Here is a 24,608-nt window from a genome sequence, read left to right on the forward strand (position 1 = left end):
CTTTAGGCGGATAATGTCCTAGTCATAAGGTCCAAGAATTGATTATTTGACTAGGACATCAAGCATGGACTTGCGGCAACTGCGGCCCAGCCGCGAGCACGACGCCCCCATTTATCTGCAACTGTACCGGCGCTTTCGCGAAGCCATCGCGGCCGGCAAGCTGCGGCCCGGCGACCGCGTGCCCTCGGTGCGCAGCCTGGCCAGCGAACTCAATCTGGCCCGCGGCACGGTGGAGCTGGCCTATCAATTGCTGGCCAGCGAGGGCTATTTCCTGGCGCGGGGGCCGGCCGGCACCGTGGTCTCTCCCCAGCTGGCCTCGCTGGAACCCGCGCGGGCGCCGGCCGCCCCGCCTGCTGGCGCCGCCCAGCGCCCGGCCGGCACCGCCAGGCATCCCTGGCCGTTTCAGCTTGGCCTGCCGGCGCTGGACGTCTTTCCGCGCAAGACCTGGGCGCGCCTGGCCGCCCAGGCCGCCCGCGACATGAGTGTTGCGGCCCTGAACTATCCGGATCCCGATGGCCACGAGGCCCTGCGCCGCGCCATCGCGGCCTATCTGGGCATCTCGCGCGGGATCGCCTGCGGCCATGAGCAGGTCTTCGTCACCCAGGGATACCGGGGCGCGCTGGAACTGGCCTGCCAGGCCGTCCTGCGGCGCGGCGACCTGGGCTGGCATGAAGACCCCGGCTATCGCTTTGCCCGCGCCTATCTGGAGCGCGCCGGCATGCGCCTGGCCGCGGTGCCGGTCGACGAGCAAGGCCTGTCCGTCGCCCAGGGCCGACGGATCGCCGAGGCCGCGCGTTTCGCGGTCGTCACCCCCACGCACCAGAGCCCCCTGGGCGTGGCGCTGTCGCTGCCGCGCCGCCTTGCCCTGCTGGAGTGGGCCGGCGAGCGCCAGGCCTGGATCATCGAAGACGATTACGACAGCGAATTCCGCTATCACGGCCGCCCCCTGCCCGCCCTCAAAAGCCTGGACCGCGATGGCCGTGTCCTATATACCGGCACATTCAGCAAAGTACTGTTTCCGGGGCTGCGCCTGGCCTATCTGGTCGTGCCCCTGGCGGAGGTCGAGCGCTTCCGCGCCGCGGCCCTGCATCTGCCCGGGCCGGCGCTGGCTCCCCAGGAGGCCACCACCCGCTTCATGGAACAAGGCCATTTCGCGCGCCACCTGCGCAGGATGCGCGCGCTGTACGCCACGCGGCGCGCCTACCTGGCGCAGGCCTTGGAGCAGTCCCTGGGGCGGCACCTGGAGGTGCAGAACCAGGCTGGCGGCATCCATATCCTGGCCCGCCTCAAGCCAGCCGGTCTCGCGGACGCGGCCCTCGCCGCGCGCGCCCAGGCGCGGGGGCTGGCCGTCCAGCCGCTGAGCCAATGGTATATGGGGCCGCCCACCGCCAGCGGCCTGCTGCTAGGCTTTACCAATATCGCCTCGCCCGACATGGCCGCCGGCCTGAGCGCCCAACTGGCCCGCGCCCTCGGCCTGAGGTCGTAATCAATGGTCACGATTGAATCGTTTCTGAGTGGTTTCAGGGGGAAACGCCCCGGCGGACTTATGGCCTAATCCACAGCAGCCAAGAAAAGCGCCCCTCACCCGCGCATGGCTGCACTGGAGCTTTGCATGATCCCGCGTCCCCGCCGCTATCCCTGTCTGTTGAGCCTGGCCCTGCTGGCCGCCAGCCTGCCCGCGCATGCCCAGGTCAGCTACGACCCGCCCGAGGCGGTCGAGGCCGCGCCCGCGGACGCCGATCCCGCCTCGGCCAATATGGCGCCTGTCGCCGTCAGCAACCAGGCGCCGCCGCCCCTGCCCGTCTACCAGCAGCCGCCCGTTCCCGGCGACGGCTATATCTGGGTGCCCGGCTATTGGGCCCGCAATGCCTACGGCTTTTACTGGGTGCCCGGCGCCTGGGTCATCGCCCCCTATGTCGGCGCGCTGTGGACCCCGGGCTACTGGGCCTTCGATCTGGGCGTCTACCGTTGGCATGCCGGCTACTGGGGGCCGCACGTCGGCTTTTATGGCGGCATCAACTACGGCTTCGGCTATATCGGCATCGGCTATGTCGGCGGCTATTGGCGCGACCGCGCGTTCTACTACAACCGCGCGATCACCAATGTGAACGTCAGGCGCGTAACCAATGTCTACGTGCACAACGTCACCATCAACAATATCGACCGCCGCCGCATCAGCTATCACGGCGGCCCCGGCGGCCTGGACCGCCGCCCCAGCCCGCAGGAAGACGCCGCGCGCAGGGACCGCCGCACGCCGCCCACCCGGGACCAGCTCGATCATGCGCGCTGGGCCGGCAACAACCGGGCTCAATGGGCCGGACGCGGCGACGGCCCGCGGCAGATGGTGGCCGACACCCCCATCGGGGGGCCGCGCGCCAATATGCGCTGGAACAGCGACGACTATCGCAACCCGCGCGGCCCGGCCAATGGCGGGCCCGGCAGCAACTTCGGCGGCAAGCGGCCGGATGATGCCCGGGCGCAGGGCGACCGTCCTTCCGCCGGGCGGCCCGACGCCGGCAACCGACCGCAGCAGGGCAATCGTCCTGACAACTTCAACCGGCCCGAACAGGGCAACCGCCCGGACAACGCCAACCGGCCGCAGCAGGGCAATCGCCCCGACAACGCCAACCGGCCGCAACAGGGCAATCGTCCTGACAACTTCAACCGGCCCGAACAGGGCAGCCGTCCCGACAACGCCAATCGGCCGCAGCAGGGCAATCGCCCCGACAACGCCAACCGGCCGCAACAGGGCAGCCGCCCCGACAACGCCAACCGGCCGCAGCAGGGCAACCGCCCCGACAACGCCAACCGGCCGCAGCAAGGCAACCGCCCCGACAACGCCAACCGGCCGCAGCAGGGCAACCGCCCGGACTACGCCAACCGGCCGCAGCAAGGCAACCGCCCGGACAACGCCAACCGGCCGCAACAGGTCAACCGCCCCGACAACGCCAGCCGGCCCGAGCGCATGAACCAACCGCCGGCACGGCCGCAAGCGCAAGAGGCACGCGCACCGCGCCCCGAAAGCCGTCCGGAAGGCCGCGGCCGCCCCGAAGGCGGCGGCCGCGGCGGTGACCGCGGCGAACGCAATTAGCGCAATAGAGCGCCCGGCACAGGGGCGCCCGGCTCAGGGGCGGCCGATCGCGGCCAGGTCATCCTGGTATTGCTTGCGGGCGCCCGCCTCGCAGGCCTTGCGTTCAGCCGGCGGCTGCGCGCGGCAGGCTTTGCGCGCCTCGGCATAAGCCGCGTCCGCTTCCTTGCGCGCGGTGCGCTTTTTCTCGGCTGGCGTGCGGTCTTCGCGCTGCCATTGGGGCGGATCCCCAGGCAGGGTCACCGGCGCCGGCGCGGGCTGGCCGCCAGGGGCGGCCGAGCCGCCATAAGACGGCGTCCGCGGCATCTGATAGCCCGCCGGCGGCGCCTGGCGTTGGTCGGGAGTGACCGGATAACCGGTCTGCGCCACCAGGGTCTGTGCATGGGCCGACCCGAGGGCCAAGCTGGCCAACAATATGAAGCGACGCATGGCAGCCTCCTCGTCTTGACGTGGTCAACGCCTTGAGCGTCGATCCGGGCGCGCGGAGCGTCAAGCCCAGGAGGTAATCGAATGTGTATGCGCCCTGGCGGGCCGTCACATCTGTCTGTAAATTAGAGTCCGGCCTCTGCGCGCACCCCGCGGCAAGCGGTCATGGAGATCATGATGAAACAACACGCCCTGATATTGGCCGCGGCCCTGGCGCTGGCCGCGCATGGCGGCGCGGCGCTGGCCGTGCTGGCACCGGGCGCCAAGGCCCCGGCCTTTACGGCGCAAGCCTCGCAAGGCGGGCAAGTCTTTGATTTCGACATGGCCCAGGCCCTCAAGAAAGGCCCCGTCGTGCTGTACTTTTACCCGGCCGCCTTCACGCAGGGCTGCACGATAGAAGCGCGCAATTTCGCCGAGGCCATCGACGAGTATCGCGCGCTGGGGGCTACGGTCATCGGGGTATCGGCCGACGATATCGAAACGCTCAAGAAGTTTTCGGTCAGCGAATGCCGCGGCAAGTTCGCCGTGGCGGCCGACGCCGACGGCAAGATCATGAAGGCCTACGATGCGGTATCGGACAAGCGTCCCGAGTCGGCCAAGCGCACCTCTTATGTGATCTCGCCCGCCGGCGAAGTGGTGTACGAGTACACCGATATCAGCCCCGAGCACCATGTGCCCAACACCCTGAAGGCCTTGAGGGCCTGGCGCGCCAGCCATCCCTCGGGCGAATAGGCGCGCCGACGCGCTAGCGCGCCTTGGGCGTGGCGGCCGGCTTGGCTTGGGACGGGCTGCCCTCCACCACGCGCAGCGCCTTCACCTCGACCTCCGAGGTGCCCATGAGTTCGCGGTCGAACTCGCCCGAGATCTCTATCTGGGTCTGGTCATTGATGGGGCTGCCCTGCGGAAAGAGATGGGCGTCGATCTCCACGCGAACCTGGCCCGTGCCATCGTCGAAGAGGTATTTCTCGTCATTGATCCGGCGCACCAGCCGGCCGCGCAGGACGACATGGGCGTCATCCGGCGCGGTGGACAGCATCTGCCGCACGGTCAGGTTGGGATCGAAGGCGGGCCCGACATACTGGGCCATGGATTGGCCGCCGGCCAGGGATAAGAGGAGGACGGCGGTCTTGATCAGCAGCAATCGCAAGCGCATGGCATTTCTCCGGGAAAAAGGCGTATCAGTGTAGATACGCCGCTTTTCAAGGCCGGAAAATGACATACAAAACGGGACCAGTCCTGTCAGATAATTTCCTTGACCACGTCGGCGGGCCGGCACAGCCGCGCGCCTTTTTCGGTCACCACGAAGGGGCGGTTGATCAGGATGGGATTCTCGACCATGGCGTCGAGCAGGTCCTCGTCGGAGAGCTGCGGGTCGTCGAGCTTGAGTTCTTGATAGAGCGCCTCCTTGCTGCGCACGGCCTGGCGCACGCTCAGGCCCGATTGCTGGATCAGGCCGGCCAGGGTCTGGCGCGAAGGCGGGGTCTTCAGGTACTCGATGACCGTGAGCGCATAACCGGCATCCTGCAGCATCTGCAGCACGGTGCGCGACGTCCCGCAGCGCGGGTTGTGATAGATGGTGGCGGAATGCTTGGCGGACATCTGGGGCTCCTGCGGATGATATGCCCCTAGTCTACCCCGCCCGCCCTCACTGGAAAGGCCAGACCGTCGGGTGGGTGCCCGGCGGTACCGAAGGCCGCGTCCAGCCGGCCGGCGTCGCCGAGAACTGCGCGGCGTGGCGCACCGCGCTCAACGCGCCGAAACCCGATTGCGTGGTTTCCAGCAGGCCGTCGATCGGCGGCATGGGACAGGACAGGCCATCGGCCACCCGGCCCAGGCCGCGCAGCCATTGCGCGGTGCGGGCCAGCGAGACGCGCACATGCCAGCTGCCTCCCTCTGTCGATTGGCGAGCCAGCGCGGCCTGCGCCCCGAAAGCCATCAGGAAACCGGAGGCGTAATCGAGAATCTGCACGGGCAGCGGCTTGGGTTCGGCCTGGCCCGCGGCCAGCGCCTCGGCATGGTTGAAGCCCGTGGCCGTCTGGACCAGCGAGTCAAAGCCGCGGCGGCCCGACCAGGGGCCATGGGTGCCATAGGCCGACAAGGACACATAGACGATGCCGGGCCGCAGGCGCGCGACTTCTTGCGGACCGAAACCCAGGGCATCCATGCCGCCCGGCCGGTAGCCCTGCACAAAGACATGGGCGCTGCGCAGCAGATTGCCCAGCGCGATGCGGCCATCGGCCGTCTCCAGGTCGGCATGCACCGAAAGCTTGCCGCGGCTGGTGTCGATGATGTTGTCGATATTGGGCAGATGCGGCGAATTGACAAGCATGACATCGGCGCCGTAGGCCGCCAGGGTGCGCCCGCCTACCGGCCCGGCGATGATGCGGGTCAGGTCCAGGACGCGGATGTCTTTCAGCGGGCGGGCATCATGGCCATACTTGGGCAGCGGCCGGGGATCGGCGTCGCCGATGCGCTCGATGCTCACCAGCGGTTGGCCGGCCAGGGCCGCCGCCTGCGGGTGCGCATCCCATTCCTCGAAGCTGCGCATGGCCGCCACCACCAGGCCGGCATCGGCGGCCACCTGTTCGAACTCCTGCGCTTTCCAGCGCTGCAGCGCCTGGGCGACGGCCTCGCGCGTGGCGCCGTCGCCGGTCGGACAGCCCAGCAAGGCCAGGGCCCCGTCGCGGTGATGGGCGAAGTTGGCGTGGATGCGGATCCAGCCGCCATCGCCGCAGCGATAGGTGCCGGTGATCTTGTCCCAGGGATTGGGCGTGATGCCGTTGATCGTGTAATAGCTGCGGCACTCCTGGGCGGCATGCAGCATGTCCACCGCCACGCGCTGGCGCGGCTTGCCGCGCAGATGCCAGAGTTCGGCGGCGGCGAGCGCGGCGGCCGCGATGCTGGCTTGCGCGGCCGTGCCCACGGCGAATGAAGAAGGCAGCACCGGCTCCACGCCACGCAGTTCGATGTGATCCAGCGACTCGTCCGGCAGACCCGCTTCGCGCCATATGGCCCGCAAGGCGGCGAGCGAACTGGTCTCGCGGTTGTCGAAAGCGCGGGCCCGGCTAAGGGGCGAACGCAAATCCATCAAATGTCCCATGGCGCAATATCTATATTTCTCTGGCATGACGATTACATGACCCCTTGCAGGGAAACGTCAAGCGCGGCGCGCGCCGTCGTGTTTCATGGTTTGACCGGACAGGCCTCAAATGCCGCGAAACCCCTGGGTCCTGCCATGCCTGGTCACATCTGTACCGGCCTATTACACAGTGGCGGGGCGGCCCGCTAGAATGACGCCCCGTCCTCCTCCCTGGCGACGATGATGCAAACCCTGGTCTGGCTGCGCAGCGATCTGCGCCTGCACGACAACCCGGCGCTGGCCGCCGCGGCAGCCCAAGGGCCGGTCCGCGCGGTGTTCCTCGCCGCGCCCGGCCAATGGCGGGCGCATGGCGACGCGCCCGTCAAAGTGGATTTCTGGCGCCGCAATGTGCTGGCGCTGGGCCGCTCGCTGGGAGAACTAGGCATCGAATTGCATGTGCTGCCGGTGCGCGATTGGTCGCGGGCGCCGCAAGCCCTGGCCGGTTTCTGCGCCTCGCATGGCATCGGCGCGGTTCACGTCAATGTCGAATGGGCCATCAATGAACAGCGCCGCGACCAGGCCTGCGAGGCCCGTCTGCGCGAGGCCGGCATCGCCTTTGTCCGCCACCACGGCGGCACCCTGTTGCCGCCGGGCAGCGTGCGCACCGGCAAGGGCGACCCCTACCGCGTGTTCACCCCTTATGCGCGCGCCTGCCGCGAGATCCTGCGCGCCGCGCCGCCGGCGGCGGTGCGCGCGCCCAAGGCCCAGGCCCCGGCCCGCGAGATGGCGCCCCTGCCGGCGAGCTGGCCCGAAGCCGCCCCCACCCTGGCCGCGCTGTGGCCGGCCGGCGAAGCCCATGCCCATGAGCGCCTGCGGGCCTTCCTGGACGAAGGCCTGGCGCGCTACCACGAGCGCCGCGACCTGCCGGCCCTGCCAGGCACCAGCGCCCTATCGCCCTATCTGGCCTGCGGCGTGCTGTCGCCGGCCCAATGCCTGCGCGCCGCGCTGCGAGCCAACCGGGGCGAGATCGACAGCGGCCAGGCCGGCGCGCGCGCCTGGATCACCGAATTGCTGTGGCGCGAGTTCTACCAGCATCTGCTGGCGGCCTACCCCGGCCTGTCCATGCACCGGCCCATGCGGCCGGAGACGGCGCATCTGGCCTGGCGCGATGCGCCGCAAGACCTGGCGGCCTGGCAATCCGGCCGCACCGGCATTCCCATCGTCGATGCCGCGCAGCGCCAATTGCTGGCCACCGGCTGGATGCACAACCGGCTGCGCATGGTGAGCGCCATGTTTCTGTCCAAAAACCTCTTGATCGACTGGCGCCTGGGCGAGGCCTGGTTCATGAACCATCTGGTGGACGGCGAGCTCGCGGCCAACAACGGCGGCTGGCAATGGAGCGCCTCCACGGGCGCGGACGCCGTGCCCTACTTCCGGGTGTTCAATCCCATCACTCAGTCGCGCCGCTTCGATCCGGACGCGGCCTTCCTGCGCCGCTGGCTGCCCGAACTGGCCGGGCTGGACGATAAGGCCATCCACGAACCCTCGGCGGGCGAACGCCGCGCGGCCGGCTATCCCGACGCCATCGTCGATCTGAAGGCCAGCCGGCTGCGCGCCATCGAGGCCTACGCGCGCCTGTCGCCGTCCTGAGCGCGGCGCTACAGCCCCTGTTTCTCGAGGCGGCGCAGAAACACCGTCAGCTCTTTGATGACCTGCTGGTCGCCATGGCCGCGCGCGGCCTCCATGCCGGACTCCCAGGCCTGCCGCGCGCCGGCCGCATCGCCGGCTTCCAGCAGCGCGCGGCCCAGCCATTTCCAGGCCACCGAGTAGTTGGGATCGAAGGCCAGCGCGGCGCGCAAATGCGCGATGGCCGGCGCATAGCGCTGCGCCTCGGCGTAGGCCTTGCCCAGGGAAAAACGCAACAACATGTTGTCCTGGCCCTTGGCAAGCATGGATTCAAGACGTTCGGTCAGGCCTTGCATGTCGCTGATACTCCAGAAAACTCGGTGAGGAATCGCGACCATGATAGCGGCCTGCCCCCGGAAAACAGGGAAAAACCATCTGTGTCGTGGCGTTTCAGCCGCGCCTCGGCAGGGCATTTATCGGCCATAGTACGGGTCTGATTTGCGTCTTTCCCGAGCCTGACCATGCCCTTGTCCCTGCCCAGCCCGCGCCACGCCGTCCTCGCCGTTCTGCTGGCCGCGGGCGCGCCGGCCATGCACGCCCAGGCGGCCGATGTCCCCGCCGATCTTTATGCGCGCGTGGACCGCATCACCTGGGGCGCCACGCCCGAGACCCTGGCGCAAGCCAGGCAGCAGGGCTATGAAGCCTGGCTGCAGGGGCAGCTCAAGCCCCCGGCCCGGCCCGCCCTGCCCCGCGAGGTCGCCGCCCGCATCGCGGCCCTGCCGATCTCCACCACGGACGCGGCCCAGGCCGCCGTGGCGCTGCGCGAACGCAGCCAGGCGGATAAACAGATCAAGAACGCGGACGCGCAGCTGCAGGCCCGCCGCGACACCAACAAGGCCATACGCGAGCGCGGCGAGCAGACGCGCGAACGCGCCGTCTGGCTGGCGCTGTACTCGCCCAATCAATTGCAGGAGCACATGACCTGGTTCTGGATGAACCACTTCAATGTCTGGCTCAACAAGGGCTATGTCGGCGCCGTGCTGGATGACTACGAAGCCCGCGCCGTGCGGCCCCATGCGCTGGGCAGCTTCCGCGACCTGCTGGAAGCCACGCTGCGCTCGCCGGCCATGCTTATGTATCTGGACAACGCGGCCAGCCGCGTGGGCAAGATCAATGAAAACTACGCCCGCGAACTCCTGGAGCTGCATACCCTGGGCGTGGACGGCGGCTACAGCCAGCGCGATGTGCAGGAGCTCGCCCGCATCCTGACCGGCGTCGGCGTCAACACGAGCGGCACGCCGCGCCGGGCCAAGGGTGCGCATGCCGCCGACCTGATCAGCGAAGGCCTGTTCGAGTTCAACCCGGCCGCCCATGACTACGGCGACAAGGTCTTGTTGGGCCACCCCATCAAGGGCCGCGGCTGGGCCGAGGTCGAGCAGGCCCTGGATATCCTCGCCAGCCATCCGGCCACGGCGCGCCACATCAGCCGCAAGCTCGCCACCTTCTTCGTGGCGGACGCGCCGCCCGAGGCCCTGGTGGACCAACTGAGCCGCAGCTTCACGCAAAGCCATGGCGACATCGCCGCCGTGCTGCGCGTGCTGTTCAATTCGCCGGCCTTCGCGGCCTCGCTCAAGGACGGCAAGTTCAAGGACCCGGTGCACTACGTCTATGCATCGCTGCGCCTGGCCCTGCATGATCAGCCGCCCCTGTCCAACGCCCGGGCCGTCGCCGCCCTGATCTCCACGCTGGGCCAGCCGCTCTACGGCCGCCTGACGCCCGACGGCTATCCCTTGACCCAGAACGACTGGGCCGGTTCCGGCCAGCTCAATGCCCGCTTCGAGGCCGCCCGCGCCATTGCCGCGGCCACCGGCACCTTCTATCGCGAGCCTGATCAGCCCATGCCGCGCGTCAAGCTCTCGCGCCTGTCCGAGGCCTATGGCCCAGCCTCGCCGTTTAATCAATGGCCGGCCGCCAGCCGCGAAGCCATCGGGCAGGCACGCAGCGTGACGGACGCCAATACCTATCTGCTGGCCGCGCCGCCCTTTATGCGGCGCTGACCTTCCTGACTTCCGAGACCCGCCATGAAGCGCCGTGACTTCCTCACCTTTGCCGCCAGCCTGCCGCTAACGCTGCATGCGACCCGTCTGCTGGCCGCGCCAGCCACCGACCAGCGCCTGCTGGTGGTCTTCATGCGCGGCGCCTACGACGCCGCCAGCCTGCTCATCCCGCAGAACGACTTCTATTACGAAAGCCGCGCCACGATCGCGATCCCGCGCGCCGGCAGCGGGGCCGGCGCCGCCCTGCCCCTGGCCGACCACTGGGGCCTGCATCCGGCGCTGGCCGGCTCCCTGCTGCCGTATTACCAACGAGGCGAACTCGCCTTCCTGCCCTTTGCCGGCACCGAGGACGTCACCCGCAGCCATTTCGAGACCCAGAACCGCATCGAGCGCGGCGCGGCGGCGGCCGACGGCGCGGGCCGCGAGACCTCGGGCTTCCTGAACCGCCTGGCCGCGCAGCTGGGCATGCCCGCGGCCGCTTTCACCCAGGACGTGCCGCAAATCTTCCGCGGCCAGGCCAAGGTGCCCAATATCAACCTGGCCGGTTCGGCGCGCAAGGCCCGCCTGGACGACGACCACGATCGCATCATCGCCAATATGTACCAGGACACGGGCCTGGCCTCGACCGTGGCCGAAGGCATGGAAATCAAGAGCGCGGCGCAAGGCATGGAGGCCGAGCAGAAAGAAGCCAATGGCAAATCCCTGTCCGTCACGCGGCTGCAGGCCGAGGCCCGGCGCATCGCCGGCTTTATGCGCGACCGCTACAACCTGGGCTTTGTGGATGTCGGCGGCTGGGACACCCATGTCAACCAGGGCGGCGCCCAGGGCCAGCTTTCCGGCAAGCTGGAACAGCTGGGCCAGGCCCTGGCCTCCTACGCCCAGGCCATGGGCCCGGCCTGGAAGAAAACCACGGTGGTGGTCATCAGCGAGTTCGGCCGCACCTTCCGTGAAAACGGCACGCGCGGCACCGACCATGGCCATGGCACCGTCTACTGGGTCATGGGCGGCCAGGTGCGCGGCGGACGCATCGCCGGCGAACAAATCGCCGTCCAGCCCGGCAAGCTCTTCCAGGACCGCGACTATCCGGTGCTCAACGAATACCGGGCCGTTTTCGCCGGCCTGTTCTCACGCCTCTACGGCCTGGACGACAAACGCCTGGCCGCCATCTTCCCCGGCGTGCGCCCCCGGGATCTCAAGCTGGTCTGAGCCCTGCCTGGCCCGCGCGCGGCGGCCGGGCTACACTTTCCGGTCGGGGCCCGCGCGGCCCCTCATCCATTCGGAGGCACAGCATGTCCACTCTCTATGACTTCAGCGCGGCATCCCTGGACGGCGCGTCTGTGCCGCTGTCGCGATGGCGCGGACAGGTCGTGCTGGTGGTCAACGTGGCCTCGCAATGCGGTTTCACGCCGCAATACTCCGGCCTGGAAGCGCTCTACCAGCGTTTCGAGGCCCAGGGATTTGCCGTGCTGGGCTTTCCCTGCAATCAGTTCGGCCGCCAGGAACCGGGCGACGCCGCCGAGATCCGCCAGTTCTGCGATACGCAGTACGGCATCAGCTTTCCCATGTTCGCCAAGATCGACGTCAATGGCGGCGACGCCCATCCGCTGTACCGCTGGCTCAAGGAACAAAAGCCGGGCGTGCTGGGCACCGAGGCCATCAAATGGAATTTCACGAAATTCCTGGTGGGCCGCGACGGCCAGGTCATCGCCCGCTATGCGCCCACCGACGCGCCCGACAGCCTGGCCGGCGCCATCGAACGCGCCCTGGCGGCCCCCGCCGAGGCCGCGTGAGGCTCAGGCCGCCAGGGGCGGCAGGCGGCGCTTGATCGGCGAGGTCTTGACGATGGCCGTGTTTGTCTCCGCGTAAGCGGTGATGCGCTCCAGGATGCCGTCCAGCTCGGCGATGGAGCGCAGGACCAGCCGGGCCACAAAGCAGTCGTCCCCGGTCACCTTGTCGCATTCGATAAAGGCCTCGATGGCCACGATCAGCGCCTCGACCTTGCGCAGCTGGCCCGGCAGCGGCCGGATCCGCACAATGGCGGTCAGCCCATACCCCAGGGCGGCCGGATCCAGTTCCACCCGGTAGCCCGTGATCACGCCCTGCTCCTCCAGGCGCCGTAGGCGCTCGGTCACGCTGGGCGCCGACATGCCGACCTGGCGCGCCAGCTCGGCCACGGGACTGCGCGCCTGGCGGTTCAGGCTGGCGATGAGGCGGCGGTCCACCGCGTCCAGGATGGGCTTATCGCTTTGAAAGGCTTTTTCCATTTTTTTCCTGCTTATCCAAGGAATTCGTGGAAATTGTCCTCGTATTATGCATGCACCAAGGGAGTTCCGGCTGGGATAATTTTTCCCATACCCACTCTCTCCGGAGTCCGTCATGCATACCCTCGGCGCGACGCCCGCCACCGAAACCGCCGGCCTGTGGCAGATGGCCGCCGCCATGACGCTGTCCGGCACCATCGGCCTCTTCGTGCTGGAATCAGGCCAAAGCGCCTGGAACGTGGTCTTCTTCCGCTGTCTGTTCGGCATGCTGGGCCTGGCCGCCTACGCGCAGCATCGGGGCATGCTGCGCCATCTGCGCCTGTCCCGGCGCGACTGGGCGCTGGCCCTGCTGTCGGGCGCGGCCCTGGTGATGAACTGGGTACTGCTCTTTTCCGCCTACCGCCTGGCTTCCATTTCGCTGGCCACGGCGGTCTACCATGTGCAGCCCTTTCTGCTCATCGGCCTGGGCGTGCTGGTCTTGCATGAAAAGCTCAGCCGCGCGCGCCTGGCCTGGACGGCGCTGGCCTTCGGCGGCCTGCTCTGCATCCTGCAATGGCGGCACGGCCCGGCGCCCGGCGGCTATCTGCTGGGGCTGTCGCTGGGCCTGGGCGCGGCCGCCTGCTATACGCTGACCGCGCTCATCGTCAAACAGCTCAAGCATGTGCCGCCCCAGGTGCTGGCGCTGGTCCAGGTCAGCCTGGGCGTCGTGATGCTGCTGCCCCTGGCCGATTTCTCGGCGCTGCCCGCCGCCCCCGCGCAATGGGCCTGCCTGCTGGCCCTCGGCCTGGTCCACACCAGCCTCATGTATATCCTGATGTATTCGGCCATCCAGCGCCTGCCGACCACCAGCGTGGCGGCGATGAGTTTCATCTATCCCGCCGTGGCCATCCTGCTGGACCTGGCCGTCTACGGCCAGCGCCTGGGCGCCTCGCAATGGCTGGGCGTGGGCCTGATCTTCCTGGCCGCGGCCGGCGTCAGCCTCGCGGGCCGTCGCTAAGGCCGGAAGGCGTCGGCGCGACCGCGCCGCGCTATCATGCTCGGATTCCGCGGGCGCCCGCCATGGCGCCCCTCCTGCCCGGAGCCCGACCTTGAGTGACACGCTGAATTTCCGGCGCGCCCGCGCCGCCGATCTTCCCGCCCTCGTCGCCCTTCTGAGCGACGATACGCTGGGCCGCGGCCGCGAAGACCCCTCGCAGCCGCCCAACCCGGCCTATGCGCGCGCCTTCGAGGACATCGAGCGCGATCCCAATCAGTTGCTGGCGGTGGCCGAACGCGCCGGCAAGGTCATCGGCTGCATGCAGATCAGCTTCATCCCCGGCCTGTCGCGCCAGGGCGCCTGGCGCGGTCAACTGGAGAGCGTGCGCGTGGCCGCCAGCGAACGCGGCGCCGGCACCGGGCGCGCCTTTTTCCACTGGGCCATTGAACAATGCCGCCAGCGCGGCTGCGCTCTGGTACAACTGACAACCGACAAGCAACGCGCCGACGCGCACCGCTTCTATCTCGCGCTGGGCTTTCATGCGACCCATGAGGGCATGAAGCTCGCGCTGCACTGACGGAGGGTCCGCCCATGCATGGCGAATACAAAGTCCCGGGCGGCAAACTGGTGGTCGCCGATCTGGCGGTCAGCAATGGCCTGCTCGCCGATGTCCGCATCAGCGGCGACTTCTTTCTCGAACCGCCCGAGGCGCTGGAGTCCATCAATCGCGCCTTGACCGGCCTGCCGGCCGAGGCCGACGAGACGCAGTTGAGCCAGGCCGTGCGCCAGGCCCTGCCGCCCGAGGCCGAGCTCTTCGGTTTTTCCCCCGAAGCCGTGGCCGTGGTCATCCGGAGAGCCCTCGCATGAGCCGCCCCGACTGGAAGGATTATCGCTGGCAGCTGCTGCACGAAGGCCCGCAGGACCCGCTGCTGCACATGGCCCTGGATGCCGTCATCACCGACGAAGTGGGCGCCGGGCTGCGCCCGCCCACGCTGCGCATCTGGGAATGGGCCGCGCCCGCCGTGGTGATCGGCCGTTTCCAATCGCTGCGCAACGAAGTCGATCCGCAGGGCGCGGACCGGCACGGCGTGCGTGTGGTGCGCCGCGTCAGCGGCGGCGGGGCCATGTTCATCGAGCCGGGCAATTCCATTACCTATTCGCTGTCCGTGCCCCAGGCGTTTGTCGCCGGCATGAGCTTCCAGGAGTCGTACGCCTTTCTGGATTCCTGGGTCATCAAGGCCCTGCATGACCTGGGCATCAAGGCCTGGTACCAGCCGCTGAACGACATCGCCTCCGAGGGCGGCAAGATCGGCGGGGCGGCCCAGGCGCGGCGCGGCAAGGCCGTGCTGCATCACGTCACCATGTCCTACGATATCGACGCCGACAAAATGGTGGAGGTGCTGCGCATCGGACGCGAGAAGCTTTCCGACAAAGGCACGACCAGCGCCAAGAAGCGCGTCGATCCGCTGCGCAGCCAGACCGGCCTGGCGCGCGAGGCCATCATCGAACGCATGCTCCAGACTTTCTCCGCCATGGCCCCGCTGGCGCCGGTGGCGCTGGCCGCCGGCACGCTGGCCGAGGCGCGCCGCCAGGTCGACGAGAAGTTCGGCACGCCGGAATGGCTGACACTGGTACCTTGAATCCCGCGCCGCCGGGTTTTTTTGCATCGAAGAGGCCCTATGCCCCAGATCCGCACGCTGTTTGCCCTGTTTCCGTTCCGGCTGGCCGCCGGCGCCAGCCTTGCCTTGCTGGCGGCCTGCGGCAGCGCGCCGCCCGCCAATATCAGCCTGCCGGCCGCCGGGTCGCCGCAGGCCACCGCCAGCGCCAGCATCGGCGACGTGAAGACACAGCGCATCGAATGGAAGGGCGTCAAGCCCGGCTGCACCGGCGAGTGCCCCACCATAGAAATCGACAGCGTGGCCTTCCCCGACATCCCCAAGCTGTCGCAGGCCGTGGACCACATCCTGGCCAGCCTGACCGGTGTGGACAGCAATCTGCGCGGCCAGTACGACAACCTGTCGGAGTACACGCAATACTTCTGGCGCAATGCCCAGGGGCGCGACGCCACGGTGTTCAAGGCCGGCGTCAAAGACGTGGCCCAGGGAGTGGTGTCGGTCGAGCTGCACACCAACCAGTACTTCACCGGCGCCGCGCACGGCATCCCGGCCACGCTCTATCTCAATTGGCAGCTGGCCGGCGGCCACCTGCTGCGCCTGGACGATATGCTCATCCCCGGCCGCCGTCCCGGCTATGTGCAGGCCCTGCAGCAGGCGCACCAGAAGTGGCTGGCCGGCAACGAGGACGCCAAGCGCGACCCCGCGGCCTACAACCGGATGTGGCCTTTCCAGGAGACCGACAACGTCGCCGTCACCCGTGAAGGCCTGGTCGCCAAATACGACGCCTATTCCATCGCCCCCTACTCCCATGGCGAGCCGGAATTGCTGCTGCCCTGGAGCGTGCTGCAAGGCGTGGTCAAGCCGGAGCTGCTGGGCGCCCAGCCCTGAGCCCGGCGTTCAGGCGCGCCGCCGGATCACCTCATCGATCAAGCCCCATTGCACCGCCTGCTCCGGGGTCATGAAGTGATCGCGATCCAGCGTGCGCTCGACCTCGGCCTCGTCGCGTCCGCAGTGTTCGGCATAACGCTGGATGACGCGCGCCTTGGTGCGCTGCATTTCCTCGGCCTGGATAAGGACGTCCGAGGCCTGGCCCTGCACGCCGCCCAGCGGCTGATGCACATGCAGGCTGGCGCTGGGCAAGGCGCTGCGATGCCCGGGCTCGCCCGCCATCAGCAAGAAGGAGCCCATGGAACGCGCCGTCCCCATGCATAGCGTATGCACCGGCGCCTGGATGTACTGCATGGTGTCATAAATCGCCAGGCCGCTCGAAATCACCCCGCCCGGCGAATTGATGTACAGATGGATGGGCTTGCCGGGGGACTCCGCCTCCAGGAAGAGCAGCTGGGCGCATACCAGCGCCGCGGTGTCATCGTTGACCTCGCCATGCAAAAAGATGATGCGTTCGCGCAGCAGGCGCGAGTAGATGTCGAACGAGCGCTCGCCGCGCCCGGAATGCTCGACCACCATGGGAACGAGCTGCATGGCTGCACGCATGAAGCGGACTCCTGCCGTGGGATTGGACAATACCGGCGCTTGCCGAAGGCGCGCCAGGACCGGAAACAGCGGACAGGCCTCAGGCCGCCAGCATCAAGGTGGCATCGTTGGCCGCCACCGGCGCGTGGACGATGGTCAGCGTCGTGCCTCCCCGCGCATTGGGGCGCAGGCTGAACCTGACCTCGCTTTCCACGCTGGGCGGTCCCTCGTCGCGCATGCGGTAGGCCACCTCCTGCCCTTCGCGGCAGGCCACCGGCCGGGCCTGGGCCAGCGCCGGCAACCATTGCGCGCGCAGAGGCGGCTGGGTGATGGCGCGCCATACCTTGGCCGGCGGCGCGTCCAGTTCGTATTCCAGCACCAGGCGCTCGGCCTCGGCATCGTGCTTCATGGGTCCATGTCCTTGAGCAGGGTCTTCAAGGCATCGATGCGCTCGGGCCAATACGCGCGGTACTTGGCTAGCCAGCGCGCCATGACGAACAGGCCCCGCGGATCGACCTCGTAGTTCACGTAGCGGCCTTGCCTTTCCTCGCGCACCAAGCCGGCCTGCCGCAATACCGCCAGATGCTGCGACATGGCGGATTGGCTGATCGTCAGCCCCTCGCGCAAGGCGCTGGCGTTCATGCGGCCCGCCGCGAGCCTCTCGAATATGCCCCGGCGCGTCGGATCGGCCAAGGCCTTGAAGATGTCGTTTTCCACCATGGATGACACATTAGCAGTTACTTATGTATCGTGCAAGCCCGCGAACGGACAGGCCGTAAAAAAAACCGCGCGGCATGCCGCGCGGTTTCCGATCCGCGATGACCCCGATGGCGACTCAGGGGTAGAGGCCGCGCACCTGGCGCGCCTGCAGGATGCGGGTGCAAGCCACGATGAAGGCGGCGGTGCGCAAGGTGACCTTGTGTTCGCGCGCCACTTGGGCGATGGCGGCATAGGCTTCGCGCATGATGCGCTCCAGGCGCTGGTTGATTTCGTCCTCGCTCCAGAAGAAGCTGGAGAAATCCTGCACCCACTCAAAGTACGACACGGTCACGCCGCCGGCGTTGGCCAGCACGTCGGGCACCACGTAGACACCGTTTTCGCGCAGGATGTCGTCGGCCTCGGGCGTGGTCGGGCCATTGGCGCCTTCGACCACGATCTTGGCCCGCACCTTGGGCGCATTGGCCGCGGTGATCTGCGACTCCAGTGCAGCCGGGATCAGGAAATCGGTGTCCAGCGTCCAGAACTCGGCATTGTCCAGCGCCGCGCCGCCCGAGAAGCCGGCCACGCCGCCGGTGGAGGCCACATGGGCCAGGAGTTTGTGCACGTCCAGGCCGGCGGCGTTGTGGATGGTGCCGGTGTGATCCTGGGCGGCGATCACCTGGGCGCCCGCCTCATGGAACAGGCGCGCGGCGGTGCCGCCCACATTGCCGAAGCCCTGCACGATGACCTTGGCGCCGGGCACGCTCACATTGCGGTCGCGCGCGGCCTCGCAGGCCACCACGAACACGCCGCGGCCGGTCGCCTCGACGCGGCCCAGGCTGCCGCCCAGGGCGATGGGCTTGCCGGTCACCACGCCCGTGGCGGTGGAGCCCTCGTTCATCGAGTAGGTGTCCATCATCCAGGCCATGGTCTGGGCGTTGGTGTTGACGTCGGGCGCCGGGATGTCCTTGGTCGGCCCGATGATGACGCCGATTTCGCTGGTGTAGCGGCGCGTCACGCGCTCAATCTCGGCGTGCGACAGCTTGCGCGGATCCAGGCGCACGCCGCCCTTGGCGCCGCCATAAGGCAGGTTCACGGCCGCGTTCTTGATCGACATCCAGGCCGCCAGCGCCATCACTTCCGACAGCGTCACATCCTGGTGGAAACGCACCCCGCCCTTGCCCGGGCCGCGCGAGGTGTTGTGCTGCACGCGATACCCCTCGAAGTGGGCGATGCTGCCGTTGTCGAGCTCGATCGGGACATCGACGATCAGCGCGCGCTTGGGACGCTTGAGCGTTTCGACCCAGCGCGCCAGCGAACCCAGATAGGGGGTCACGCGGTCGACTTGTTGCAGATACACCCCCCAGGGGCCGAGATGCTCGGCGTCCAGGTACGAGGGCAAGGCATGAACAGGGGCTTGAGACATAGGAACGCTCTCCGGGCTGAGTTTGGGAAATTCTACCCGCGAGATTAATACGTCACCATATATATAAGAAAAATATTTATTGGGGACGTATTTATTATCCAAGCGCCGCGCGCCATCGCCATGCAAGAAAAAAGGCGGCCCGCCGGGCCGCCCATCCATGGTCTGACTGCCGCCGCCTTCGCGGCCGCTCCTAACGCCAGGCGTTCAGGATACGCCAGGCCAGGCGCGCCGCCACGCGGGCGCCATGGTTGTCGATATCGAAGTCCGGATTGGCCTCGGCCAGGTCGGCCAGGCGCAGCTTGCCGCTGGCCGCCACCCGGGTGACGATGCGTTCGACCACTTCCAGCGGCACGCCATAGGCGGCCGGAGCCGACACGCCCGGCATCACCGAAGCCGGCAGGACATCGAGGTCCACCGTCAGGTAGACATGCCGCGCCTGCGCCAGCAGACGGTCCACGTCGGCCAGGCGCGCGGCCAGGTCGGCCTCGCGCATGTCCACATCCTCGACCCAGAAAGCGCCCACCTCTTCGGCGCGCGCGAACAGCGCGGCCGTATTGCTCAGGCGCGACACCCCCAGGCAGGCGTATTGCAGCGGCAGGCCGCGCTCGGCGCACAGCGTCACGACTTGATCGAAAGGCGTGCCCGAACTGGCCGGCCGGCCGGTGCGCAGATCGAAATGCGCATCCAGGTTCAGCACCAGCACCGGACCGGGGTCCTGGCCGCTGTCCAGCCATTGGCGCAGGCCCATGAAGCTGCCCCAGGCAATCTCGTGGCCACCGCCCAGGGCCAGGGTATGAGCCCCGGCCGCGAGCAGGCGCGCCACCTCGGCGGCATAGCGCTGTTGCGCGTCCTCCAGATTGCCGTCATCGCAGGCCACATCGCCAGCATCGTGCAGGATCTCCAGCCCGTGGGCCGGGATCCCGGCCAGCATGCGGCGGATGGCATGCGGCCCCTGCGCCGCGCCGGGACGGCCCTGGTTGCGCAGCACGCCGGCATCGCAGGCAAAGCCCAGCAAGGCGGCTTCGCCGGCGCGCGGCGCGCGTCCGGGCGGCGCGATCACATGCGCCATGCGGCGCGTATCGCCGCGCTCGCCGCTGTCGTCGCGCGCGCGCCAGACGGGTGTAACGGCCGGCGTCATGCCTGCGAACTCAGCACCGCCTGCAGGAACTCGCGCGTGCGCGGCTCGCGCGGCTGGCTGAAAATCGTCTCCGGCGGACCGGACTCCAGGATCACGCCGCCATCCATCACCGCCACCACATCGGCCACTTCGCGCGCAAAGCCCATTTCGTGCGTGACCACCATCATGGTCATGCCTTCCTTGGCCAGCAGCTTCATGACCTGCAGGACTTCGCCCACCAGCTCGGGGTCCAGCGCCGAGGTCGGCTCGTCGAACAACATGACGTCCGGCTTCATGGCCAGCGCGCGCGCGATCGCCACGCGCTGCTTCTGGCCGCCCGACAGCGAACCCGGCATGGCCGTGGTCTTGTGCGCCAGGCCCACCTTGGCCAGCAGGTCATGGGCCAGCTGTTCGGCCTCGGCGCGCGACAGGCCGCGCAAGGTGCGCGGGCCCACGGTGACGTTGTCCAGCACCGACAGGTGCGGAAAGAGATTGAAGGACTGGAACACCATGCCCACCTGCATGCGCAGGCGGTTCAGCTGGGCCTCGGGCAATTGCTTGCCATGATCCAGCAGCGCATGGCCGCAGATCTCGATCGTGCCCTGCTGGGCCACTTCCAGGCCATTGCAGCAGCGCAACAGCGTGCTCTTGCCCGAGCCGCTGGGCCCGATCACCACGACCACCTGCGAAGGCTTGACGTCGAAATCGATGCCGCGCAGCACCTCATGCTCGCCGAAGGCCTTGTGCAGCCCGCGGATCTTGATCATTTCTTGCGTGCTCATTGCACCATCCCTCCGGCGCGCAGGCGTTGCTCGACCTTGCGCAGAATCATCGTGGTCACCGTCGTGAGGACCAGGTAAATCAAGGCGACCACCAGATAGGTCTCCAGCGAACGGTAGGACACGCTGATGATCTTCTGCCCTTCATGCATCAGGTCATGGATGGTCAGCAGCGACACCAGGGCCGAATTCTTGATCAGGGCGATGAACTCATTGCCCAGCGGCGGGATCATGCGCACCACCGCCTGCGGCAGGATGATGATGCGCATGGCCTGCCCGGAAGACATGCCCAGCGAACGCGCGGCCTCGGTCTGGCCGCGGTCCACCGACTGGATCGCTCCCCGCACAATCTCCGACACATAGGCGCCCGAGTAGATGCCCAGGCCCAGCACGCCGCAGGCAAACGCCGGCAGCACGACGCCGAACTGCGGCAGGCCGAAGAACCAGATGAACAGCTGCACCAAGAGCGGCGTGCCGCGGAAAAACAGCAGATAGGTGCTGCACAGGTTGTAGATGATGCGGTTCTTGGGATTGAGCCGGCCGACCCCGACGAGCAGGCCGATCACACAGCCCAGCAGCAGCGCGCAGGCGGTCAATTCCACCGTGACGGCGGCCCCGCGCAGCAGGGCGTCGAAGTCAGCGAATACGGGAGCGAAATCCAGATTCATTTGGCGGGCGCCTCGAACCACTTGTTCAGCAGACGGTCGTAGGTGCCGTCGGCCTTGATCTTCTTGAGCGCGGCGTTCAGTTCGCCGGTCAGCTCAGGCTTGGACTTGGGCACGGCGATGCCGTATTCCTCGGTGGTGATCTGCTCGGTCAGCACGGTCAGGTCCTGGGTGCTTTGCGCGAACAGCTTGGCGGCGGGCTTGCCGGTCACCGCGGCATCGCTGCGGCCGATCTGCACCAGGTTGAACATTTCCTGGTTCTTCTCGACTTCGACGCGCTGCACCTTGGGATAGTTGTCGCGCAGATAGTTCACCGACTTGGTTCCCACCTGCACCGACACCCTGCGGCCGTCCAGGTCCTTCAGCGTCTTGACGGGGCCATCCTTCTTGGTCAGCACGACCAGGCCGCCGGCGTAGTACGGATCCGTGAAGTCCACCACCTTCTTGCGCTCATCGGTGATGTAGATGGCCGAGACGGCGATGTCGGCGCGGCCGGCCTGCAGGGCCGGGATCAGGCCCTTGAAATCAATGTCGATCCACTGGATCTTCTTGCCCATGGCCTGGCCCAGGGCCTCGACCAGTTCGATGTCAAAGCCGGTGCGCTTGCCGTCCTTGACGAATTCCATGGGCGGGAAGGTGGCGTCGGTCACGGCGCGGATGGTGTCTTCGGCGAAGCTGCTGGCGCTGGTCAGCGTCAGGCCCAGCGTCAGCGCGGCGGTCAGCAATTGGCGGCGAGTCGTCATGGTGCGTCCTATCGTTCAGGGTTGGCGAGGTACTTCAGTGGGCCGCCAATCGGGCGGAAATTCGTTCGGCGGCCGCCACGGTCATGGCGGCCAGGGATTGGGTGCGGCCGGCCGCGCGGGTCGACGGCGCCATCAGGGTGATGGAGGCGACCGCCTGGGCCGGGCGCCGGAAGACCGGCACGCTCACGCCCCAGACGCCGGCGTCGACTTCACTGTCGCTCATGGCATAGCCCTGGCGGCGGATGGCCAGCAGGTCGCGCTCCAGCGCGGCCAGGTCGGCGCCGGCCGCGCCGAGTTCTTCCAGGCGGGTCTGCAGGCGCGCGGCCGGCATGAAGGCCAGCAGCGACTTGGCCGAGGCGCCCTTGACCAGCGGCAAGCCCCGCCCTTTCACAAAAGAGCAGCGCAGGGGGTGCTGGCTTTCCACCATGTCCAGGCAGACGGCCTGGTCCTTGACGGCCACCAGCAGGCCCACGGTCTCTCCGGACTCGGCCGCCAGGCGCGCCATGTCGTCCTGCGACTCCTGGATCAGGAAAGACGATTGATCGAACCCGCGCGCCAATTGCACGCAAGCCGGCCCGGGCCCGTAGCAGCCCGCCTGCTCCAGCACAAAACCCCAGCGCTTGAGCAGGCCGATCTGCCGGTACAGCGTGCTTTGCGCCAGGCCGGTCTGTTCGGCCAGCGCGGCAATCGTCAAAGGGCTCTCATGGCGCGCCAGCGTGGCCAGTACATACAGCACACGGTCGGCGCCGCCAGCGATCTGTTCCTGCATCAATACCGTCTCTCAGACAGACATTCAGTGACAACAGATTAGCTTTTTTTCTCAAAACGCCAATGCAATATTCCCGATTTATGAGAATAACTCGGGAAAACCCCAGTCATATTTCCTGATTTTTGGGCATGGCGATACAAAAAAAGCCCCGCGATGGGGGCTTTGGGGAAAGACAGACGCGAGCCGCTTCAGTCGTAGGACTGCAGGCGAAGCCCCGACACGCCGCGCACGCCGGGCGCTTCGGCCGGGGCCGCCGGCTCGGTCGGCCGGCGCGCCGCGGCGGGCGCGGCGGGCGGCGCGGCGGCCGCGCCGGCGCCCCGCTGGGCTTCGCGGGCCTGCCAAGTCTTCTCGGAGACGCGCTGCAATTCTTCCGACAAGCTGCCCCACTTGCCGGCCAGGGCCCAATCGGCCGCCGTCTGGCCCTTGAGGTCCTGCGTGGTCGGATCCGCGCCGGCATCGAGCAGCAGCTGCACCATGGCCCGGTTGCCCGAATACCCCGCCATCATGAGCGGCGTGCGCCCCTCCGAGGATGGCGCATTGGCCATCGCCCCCTTGGACAGGAGCAGCTTGGCGGTATCGACCTGGCCCTTGGAGGCCGCGTAATGCAGAGGCGTCCATCCCAGGCGGTTGACCTCGGCGCCGCGCGCGATGAGCTTGCGCGCCCGCTCGGTCTGCCCGGCCAGGGCCAGATACATCAAGGGCGTTTCGCCGGCGGGGTTCTGGATATTGACGTCGGTGCGCGGGTCGGCCGCCAGCACGTCGAAAACCTCCCAGGCATCGTCGACCACCGCGCGCATGATGGCGGGCTGCCCGTTCTTGAAACGCACATTGGGATCGGCGCCGCGGGCCAGCAAGGCCTTCAGTTCGGCCGGGCGGTCATTGTGCACATAGAACCACCAGTTCTTGGGCACCTGCGCCGCCCCCGCCGCTGGCGAGGCGGCCAGGCTCAGGGCCATCAACGCCTGCGCCGCCACGGCGGCCATCTTGATTCTTGCCCTCATGCCCGGCTCCTTTAAGGTAAGAAATTACTTTTACTTATCGCTCTATCTTACTGAAAAGTTTAAAGAAATTTTCCGTCGAAGCCCGAGCGATCTCGGCCACCGGACGCCCCTGCAGCTCGGCGATCTTCTCGGCCACATGGATGACCTTGGAGGGGTCATTGAGCTTGCCGCGATACGGCACCGGCGCCAGATAGGGCGCGTCGGTTTCGATCAGCAAACGATCCAGCGGCATATTGCGCCCGACTTCGTGCACGATGCCGGCATTCTTGAACGTGACGATGCCCGAGAGCGAAATATGGAAATTGAGATCCATCGCGGCCTGGGCCATGTCCCAGGTCTCGGTGAAACAGTGCATCACCCCGCCGACCTCCTCGGCGCCCTCTTCCTTGAGAATGCGCACCGTGTCCTCGGCCGAGTTGCGGGTATGGATGATGAGCGGCAGCCGCGCCTGGCGGGCCGCCCGGATATGGCGGCGAAAGCGCTCGCGCTGCCAGTCCAGCGGTTCGCTCAGGCGGTAGTAGTCCAGCCCCGTCTCGCCGATGGCGACGACCTTGGGATCCTGGGCCAGCCGCAGCAGCTCCTCGGGCTCGGGGTCGGGCGTGTCCTCGTAATCGGGGTGCACGCCCACCGAGGCCCACAAATTGCCATGCGGACGGACGAGCGCCATCAGGCCGGGCCACTCCGGCATATTGACGCTGACCACCAGCGCATGCGTGACCTGGTTGGCCGCCATGCGCTCCAGCACGGCGGGCAGGTCGGAGGCCAGCTCCGGAAAATTCAAATGGCAGTGGGAATCTACATACATGG

Annotated in this window: 29 protein-coding genes; 12 read left to right on the plus strand and 17 right to left on the minus strand. The window is 67.8% G+C overall.

All coding sequences use genetic code 11. The features are described 5' to 3' along the window. Positions 1 to 64: 64 nt before the first annotated feature. Both pdxR and L540_RS16880 read left to right on the plus strand, forming a co-directional pair. Positions 65 to 1,486 (plus strand): MocR-like pyridoxine biosynthesis transcription factor PdxR, encoded by a 1,422-nt coding sequence (pdxR, locus tag L540_RS16875; RefSeq protein ID WP_043208092.1) that lies wholly within the window; start codon positions 65 to 67, stop codon positions 1,484 to 1,486. Between the two features lie 126 nt (positions 1,487 to 1,612). Next, complete coding sequence (locus L540_RS16880; protein ID WP_048026561.1) at positions 1,613 to 3,091, plus strand: YXWGXW repeat-containing protein; 1,479 nt, start codon at positions 1,613 to 1,615, stop codon at positions 3,089 to 3,091. 33 nt (positions 3,092 to 3,124) lie between these two features. Here L540_RS16880 and L540_RS16885 read toward each other — a convergent pair whose 3' ends face one another. After that, positions 3,125 to 3,517, minus strand: coding sequence for a hypothetical protein (locus tag L540_RS16885; RefSeq protein WP_053073233.1), 393 nt, complete (start codon positions 3,515 to 3,517; stop codon positions 3,125 to 3,127). Between the two features lie 174 nt (positions 3,518 to 3,691). On the opposite strand from L540_RS16885, the gene L540_RS16890 reads away from it, so the two are divergent. Further along, the gene (locus L540_RS16890) at positions 3,692 to 4,246 is read left to right on the plus strand and encodes a peroxiredoxin (protein ID WP_043208243.1); all 555 of its coding nucleotides are present in this window, start codon (positions 3,692 to 3,694) and stop codon (positions 4,244 to 4,246) included. Positions 4,247 to 4,259: 13 nt separating this feature from the next. Here the strand turns inward: L540_RS16890 and L540_RS16895 are convergent, their stop codons facing one another. The 3 genes from L540_RS16895 to L540_RS16905 all read right to left on the minus strand — a co-directional run bounded on the left by L540_RS16895 (position 4,260) and on the right by L540_RS16905 (position 6,602). Beyond that, on the minus strand, positions 4,260 to 4,667 hold the full coding sequence (locus L540_RS16895; protein ID WP_043208087.1) for a NirD/YgiW/YdeI family stress tolerance protein: 408 nt from the start codon (positions 4,665 to 4,667) through the stop codon (positions 4,260 to 4,262). Positions 4,668 to 4,753: 86 nt separating this feature from the next. Continuing rightward, positions 4,754 to 5,113 carry an arsenate reductase (glutaredoxin) gene (arsC, locus tag L540_RS16900; RefSeq protein ID WP_043208085.1) on the minus strand — a complete coding sequence of 120 codons (360 nt, stop codon included), beginning with the start codon at positions 5,111 to 5,113 and terminating at the stop codon, positions 4,754 to 4,756. A 46-nt stretch (positions 5,114 to 5,159) separates the two neighbouring features. Further along, positions 5,160 to 6,602: a CoA transferase gene (locus tag L540_RS16905; protein ID WP_048026563.1), complete on the minus strand. Its 1,443-nt coding sequence runs from the start codon at positions 6,600 to 6,602 to the stop codon at positions 5,160 to 5,162. Positions 6,603 to 6,833: 231 nt separating this feature from the next. Here L540_RS16905 and phrB point away from each other — a divergent pair, with 231 nt between their 5' ends. Further along, positions 6,834 to 8,243, plus strand: a complete 1,410-nt coding sequence (gene phrB / locus L540_RS16910) for a deoxyribodipyrimidine photo-lyase (protein ID WP_231584848.1) — start codon at positions 6,834 to 6,836, stop codon at positions 8,241 to 8,243. Positions 8,244 to 8,251: 8 nt separating this feature from the next. Here phrB and L540_RS16915 read toward each other — a convergent pair whose 3' ends face one another. Further along, a complete protein-coding gene (locus L540_RS16915; RefSeq protein ID WP_082149673.1) occupies positions 8,252 to 8,575 on the minus strand; it encodes a tetratricopeptide repeat protein in 324 nt (107 codons plus the stop codon). A gap of 165 nt (positions 8,576 to 8,740) precedes the next feature. On the opposite strand from L540_RS16915, the gene L540_RS16920 reads away from it, so the two are divergent. The 3 genes from L540_RS16920 (at position 8,741) to L540_RS16930 (ending at position 12,066) form a co-directional block, all read left to right on the plus strand. Then, entirely contained in the window at positions 8,741 to 10,276 is a 1,536-nt protein-coding gene (locus tag L540_RS16920) for a DUF1800 domain-containing protein (RefSeq protein WP_043208079.1), read from the plus strand. A 24-nt stretch (positions 10,277 to 10,300) separates the two neighbouring features. Further along, positions 10,301 to 11,482, plus strand: coding sequence for a DUF1501 domain-containing protein (locus L540_RS16925; protein ID WP_043208078.1), 1,182 nt, complete (start codon positions 10,301 to 10,303; stop codon positions 11,480 to 11,482). Positions 11,483 to 11,565: 83 nt separating this feature from the next. Beyond that, positions 11,566 to 12,066, plus strand: coding sequence for a glutathione peroxidase (locus tag L540_RS16930; RefSeq protein WP_043208076.1), 501 nt, complete (start codon positions 11,566 to 11,568; stop codon positions 12,064 to 12,066). 3 nt (positions 12,067 to 12,069) lie between these two features. On the opposite strand, the gene L540_RS16935 is transcribed toward L540_RS16930, so the two are convergent. Beyond that, positions 12,070 to 12,540: an Lrp/AsnC family transcriptional regulator gene (locus tag L540_RS16935; RefSeq protein ID WP_043208073.1), complete on the minus strand. Its 471-nt coding sequence runs from the start codon at positions 12,538 to 12,540 to the stop codon at positions 12,070 to 12,072. A 112-nt stretch (positions 12,541 to 12,652) separates the two neighbouring features. Between L540_RS16935 and L540_RS16940 the strand changes: the two genes are divergently transcribed. The 5 genes from L540_RS16940 (at position 12,653) to L540_RS16960 (ending at position 16,017) form a co-directional block, all read left to right on the plus strand. After that, on the plus strand, positions 12,653 to 13,534 hold the full coding sequence (locus tag L540_RS16940; RefSeq protein WP_043208071.1) for a DMT family transporter: 882 nt from the start codon (positions 12,653 to 12,655) through the stop codon (positions 13,532 to 13,534). Between the two features lie 91 nt (positions 13,535 to 13,625). Next, complete coding sequence (locus tag L540_RS16945; RefSeq protein ID WP_043208069.1) at positions 13,626 to 14,090, plus strand: GNAT family N-acetyltransferase; 465 nt, start codon at positions 13,626 to 13,628, stop codon at positions 14,088 to 14,090. Between the two features lie 14 nt (positions 14,091 to 14,104). Beyond that, the gene (locus tag L540_RS16950; RefSeq protein ID WP_043208068.1) at positions 14,105 to 14,380 is read left to right on the plus strand and encodes a lipoate protein ligase C-terminal domain-containing protein; all 276 of its coding nucleotides are present in this window, start codon (positions 14,105 to 14,107) and stop codon (positions 14,378 to 14,380) included. Continuing rightward, positions 14,377 to 15,153, plus strand: a complete 777-nt coding sequence (locus L540_RS16955) for a lipoate--protein ligase family protein (RefSeq protein WP_043208066.1) — start codon at positions 14,377 to 14,379, stop codon at positions 15,151 to 15,153. Before L540_RS16950 ends, L540_RS16955 begins: the two co-directional genes overlap by 4 nt. A 39-nt stretch (positions 15,154 to 15,192) precedes the next feature. Further along, positions 15,193 to 16,017: an RsiV family protein gene (locus L540_RS16960; protein ID WP_043208064.1), complete on the plus strand. Its 825-nt coding sequence runs from the start codon at positions 15,193 to 15,195 to the stop codon at positions 16,015 to 16,017. 9 nt (positions 16,018 to 16,026) lie between these two features. Here L540_RS16960 and L540_RS16965 read toward each other — a convergent pair whose 3' ends face one another. The 11 genes from L540_RS16965 to L540_RS17015 all read right to left on the minus strand — a co-directional run bounded on the left by L540_RS16965 (position 16,027) and on the right by L540_RS17015 (position 24,606). Further along, on the minus strand, positions 16,027 to 16,623 hold the full coding sequence (locus L540_RS16965) for an ATP-dependent Clp protease proteolytic subunit (protein ID WP_043208063.1): 597 nt from the start codon (positions 16,621 to 16,623) through the stop codon (positions 16,027 to 16,029). Between the two features lie 79 nt (positions 16,624 to 16,702). After that, positions 16,703 to 17,011 carry an SRPBCC family protein gene (locus L540_RS16970; RefSeq protein WP_043208060.1) on the minus strand — a complete coding sequence of 103 codons (309 nt, stop codon included), beginning with the start codon at positions 17,009 to 17,011 and terminating at the stop codon, positions 16,703 to 16,705. Then, positions 17,008 to 17,322 (minus strand): ArsR/SmtB family transcription factor, encoded by a 315-nt coding sequence (locus L540_RS16975; protein ID WP_043208059.1) that lies wholly within the window; start codon positions 17,320 to 17,322, stop codon positions 17,008 to 17,010. Before L540_RS16975 ends, L540_RS16970 begins: the two co-directional genes overlap by 4 nt. Before the next feature lie 115 nt (positions 17,323 to 17,437). Then, positions 17,438 to 18,727 carry a Glu/Leu/Phe/Val family dehydrogenase gene (locus L540_RS16980; RefSeq protein WP_043208057.1) on the minus strand — a complete coding sequence of 430 codons (1,290 nt, stop codon included), beginning with the start codon at positions 18,725 to 18,727 and terminating at the stop codon, positions 17,438 to 17,440. 190 nt (positions 18,728 to 18,917) lie between these two features. Then, complete coding sequence (gene hutG, locus L540_RS16985) at positions 18,918 to 19,865, minus strand: formimidoylglutamase (protein ID WP_043208055.1); 948 nt, start codon at positions 19,863 to 19,865, stop codon at positions 18,918 to 18,920. Continuing rightward, entirely contained in the window at positions 19,862 to 20,626 is a 765-nt protein-coding gene (locus L540_RS16990; RefSeq protein WP_043208052.1) for an amino acid ABC transporter ATP-binding protein, read from the minus strand. The genes hutG and L540_RS16990 overlap by 4 nt, the downstream gene beginning before the upstream one ends. Further along, on the minus strand, positions 20,623 to 21,291 hold the full coding sequence (locus L540_RS16995; RefSeq protein ID WP_043208050.1) for an amino acid ABC transporter permease: 669 nt from the start codon (positions 21,289 to 21,291) through the stop codon (positions 20,623 to 20,625). The genes L540_RS16990 and L540_RS16995 overlap by 4 nt, the downstream gene beginning before the upstream one ends. After that, positions 21,288 to 22,031: a transporter substrate-binding domain-containing protein gene (locus L540_RS17000; RefSeq protein WP_029581171.1), complete on the minus strand. Its 744-nt coding sequence runs from the start codon at positions 22,029 to 22,031 to the stop codon at positions 21,288 to 21,290. The genes L540_RS16995 and L540_RS17000 overlap by 4 nt, the downstream gene beginning before the upstream one ends. Positions 22,032 to 22,065: 34 nt before the next feature. After that, positions 22,066 to 22,800 carry an IclR family transcriptional regulator gene (locus L540_RS17005; protein ID WP_043208240.1) on the minus strand — a complete coding sequence of 245 codons (735 nt, stop codon included), beginning with the start codon at positions 22,798 to 22,800 and terminating at the stop codon, positions 22,066 to 22,068. Positions 22,801 to 22,988: 188 nt separating this feature from the next. Then, positions 22,989 to 23,801, minus strand: a complete 813-nt coding sequence (locus L540_RS17010) for an ankyrin repeat domain-containing protein (RefSeq protein WP_231584851.1) — start codon at positions 23,799 to 23,801, stop codon at positions 22,989 to 22,991. Between the two features lie 34 nt (positions 23,802 to 23,835). After that, a complete protein-coding gene (locus L540_RS17015) occupies positions 23,836 to 24,606 on the minus strand; it encodes a TatD family hydrolase (RefSeq protein ID WP_043208044.1) in 771 nt (256 codons plus the stop codon). Positions 24,607 to 24,608 lie beyond the last annotated feature (2 nt).

Source organism: Bordetella pseudohinzii, from assembly GCF_000657795.2.
Taxonomy (GTDB): Bacteria; Pseudomonadota; Gammaproteobacteria; order Burkholderiales; family Burkholderiaceae_B; genus Bordetella; species Bordetella pseudohinzii.

Coding starts and splice junctions, on each gene's coding strand:
- pdxR (WP_043208092.1), top strand. CDS start 65: ATGGACTTGCGGCAACTGCGGCCCAGCCGCGAGCACGACGCCCCCATT.
- L540_RS16880 (WP_048026561.1), top strand. CDS start 1,613: ATGATCCCGCGTCCCCGCCGCTATCCCTGTCTGTTGAGCCTGGCCCTG.
- L540_RS16885 (WP_053073233.1), bottom strand. CDS start 3,517: ATGCGTCGCTTCATATTGTTGGCCAGCTTGGCCCTCGGGTCGGCCCAT.
- L540_RS16890 (WP_043208243.1), top strand. CDS start 3,692: ATGAAACAACACGCCCTGATATTGGCCGCGGCCCTGGCGCTGGCCGCG.
- L540_RS16895 (WP_043208087.1), bottom strand. CDS start 4,667: ATGCGCTTGCGATTGCTGCTGATCAAGACCGCCGTCCTCCTCTTATCC.
- arsC (WP_043208085.1), bottom strand. CDS start 5,113: ATGTCCGCCAAGCATTCCGCCACCATCTATCACAACCCGCGCTGCGGG.
- L540_RS16905 (WP_048026563.1), bottom strand. CDS start 6,602: ATGGATTTGCGTTCGCCCCTTAGCCGGGCCCGCGCTTTCGACAACCGC.
- phrB (WP_231584848.1), top strand. CDS start 6,834: ATGATGCAAACCCTGGTCTGGCTGCGCAGCGATCTGCGCCTGCACGAC.
- L540_RS16915 (WP_082149673.1), bottom strand. CDS start 8,575: ATGCAAGGCCTGACCGAACGTCTTGAATCCATGCTTGCCAAGGGCCAG.
- L540_RS16920 (WP_043208079.1), top strand. CDS start 8,741: ATGCCCTTGTCCCTGCCCAGCCCGCGCCACGCCGTCCTCGCCGTTCTG.
- L540_RS16925 (WP_043208078.1), top strand. CDS start 10,301: ATGAAGCGCCGTGACTTCCTCACCTTTGCCGCCAGCCTGCCGCTAACG.
- L540_RS16930 (WP_043208076.1), top strand. CDS start 11,566: ATGTCCACTCTCTATGACTTCAGCGCGGCATCCCTGGACGGCGCGTCT.
- L540_RS16935 (WP_043208073.1), bottom strand. CDS start 12,540: ATGGAAAAAGCCTTTCAAAGCGATAAGCCCATCCTGGACGCGGTGGAC.
- L540_RS16940 (WP_043208071.1), top strand. CDS start 12,653: ATGCATACCCTCGGCGCGACGCCCGCCACCGAAACCGCCGGCCTGTGG.
- L540_RS16950 (WP_043208068.1), top strand. CDS start 14,105: ATGCATGGCGAATACAAAGTCCCGGGCGGCAAACTGGTGGTCGCCGAT.
- L540_RS16955 (WP_043208066.1), top strand. CDS start 14,377: ATGAGCCGCCCCGACTGGAAGGATTATCGCTGGCAGCTGCTGCACGAA.
- L540_RS16960 (WP_043208064.1), top strand. CDS start 15,193: ATGCCCCAGATCCGCACGCTGTTTGCCCTGTTTCCGTTCCGGCTGGCC.
- L540_RS16965 (WP_043208063.1), bottom strand. CDS start 16,623: ATGCGTGCAGCCATGCAGCTCGTTCCCATGGTGGTCGAGCATTCCGGG.
- L540_RS16970 (WP_043208060.1), bottom strand. CDS start 17,011: ATGAAGCACGATGCCGAGGCCGAGCGCCTGGTGCTGGAATACGAACTG.
- L540_RS16975 (WP_043208059.1), bottom strand. CDS start 17,322: ATGGTGGAAAACGACATCTTCAAGGCCTTGGCCGATCCGACGCGCCGG.
- L540_RS16980 (WP_043208057.1), bottom strand. CDS start 18,727: ATGTCTCAAGCCCCTGTTCATGCCTTGCCCTCGTACCTGGACGCCGAG.
- hutG (WP_043208055.1), bottom strand. CDS start 19,865: ATGACGCCGGCCGTTACACCCGTCTGGCGCGCGCGCGACGACAGCGGC.
- L540_RS16990 (WP_043208052.1), bottom strand. CDS start 20,626: ATGAGCACGCAAGAAATGATCAAGATCCGCGGGCTGCACAAGGCCTTC.
- L540_RS16995 (WP_043208050.1), bottom strand. CDS start 21,291: ATGAATCTGGATTTCGCTCCCGTATTCGCTGACTTCGACGCCCTGCTG.
- L540_RS17000 (WP_029581171.1), bottom strand. CDS start 22,031: ATGACGACTCGCCGCCAATTGCTGACCGCCGCGCTGACGCTGGGCCTG.
- L540_RS17005 (WP_043208240.1), bottom strand. CDS start 22,800: ATGCAGGAACAGATCGCTGGCGGCGCCGACCGTGTGCTGTATGTACTG.
- L540_RS17010 (WP_231584851.1), bottom strand. CDS start 23,801: ATGAGGGCAAGAATCAAGATGGCCGCCGTGGCGGCGCAGGCGTTGATG.
- L540_RS17015 (WP_043208044.1), bottom strand. CDS start 24,606: ATGTATGTAGATTCCCACTGCCATTTGAATTTTCCGGAGCTGGCCTCC.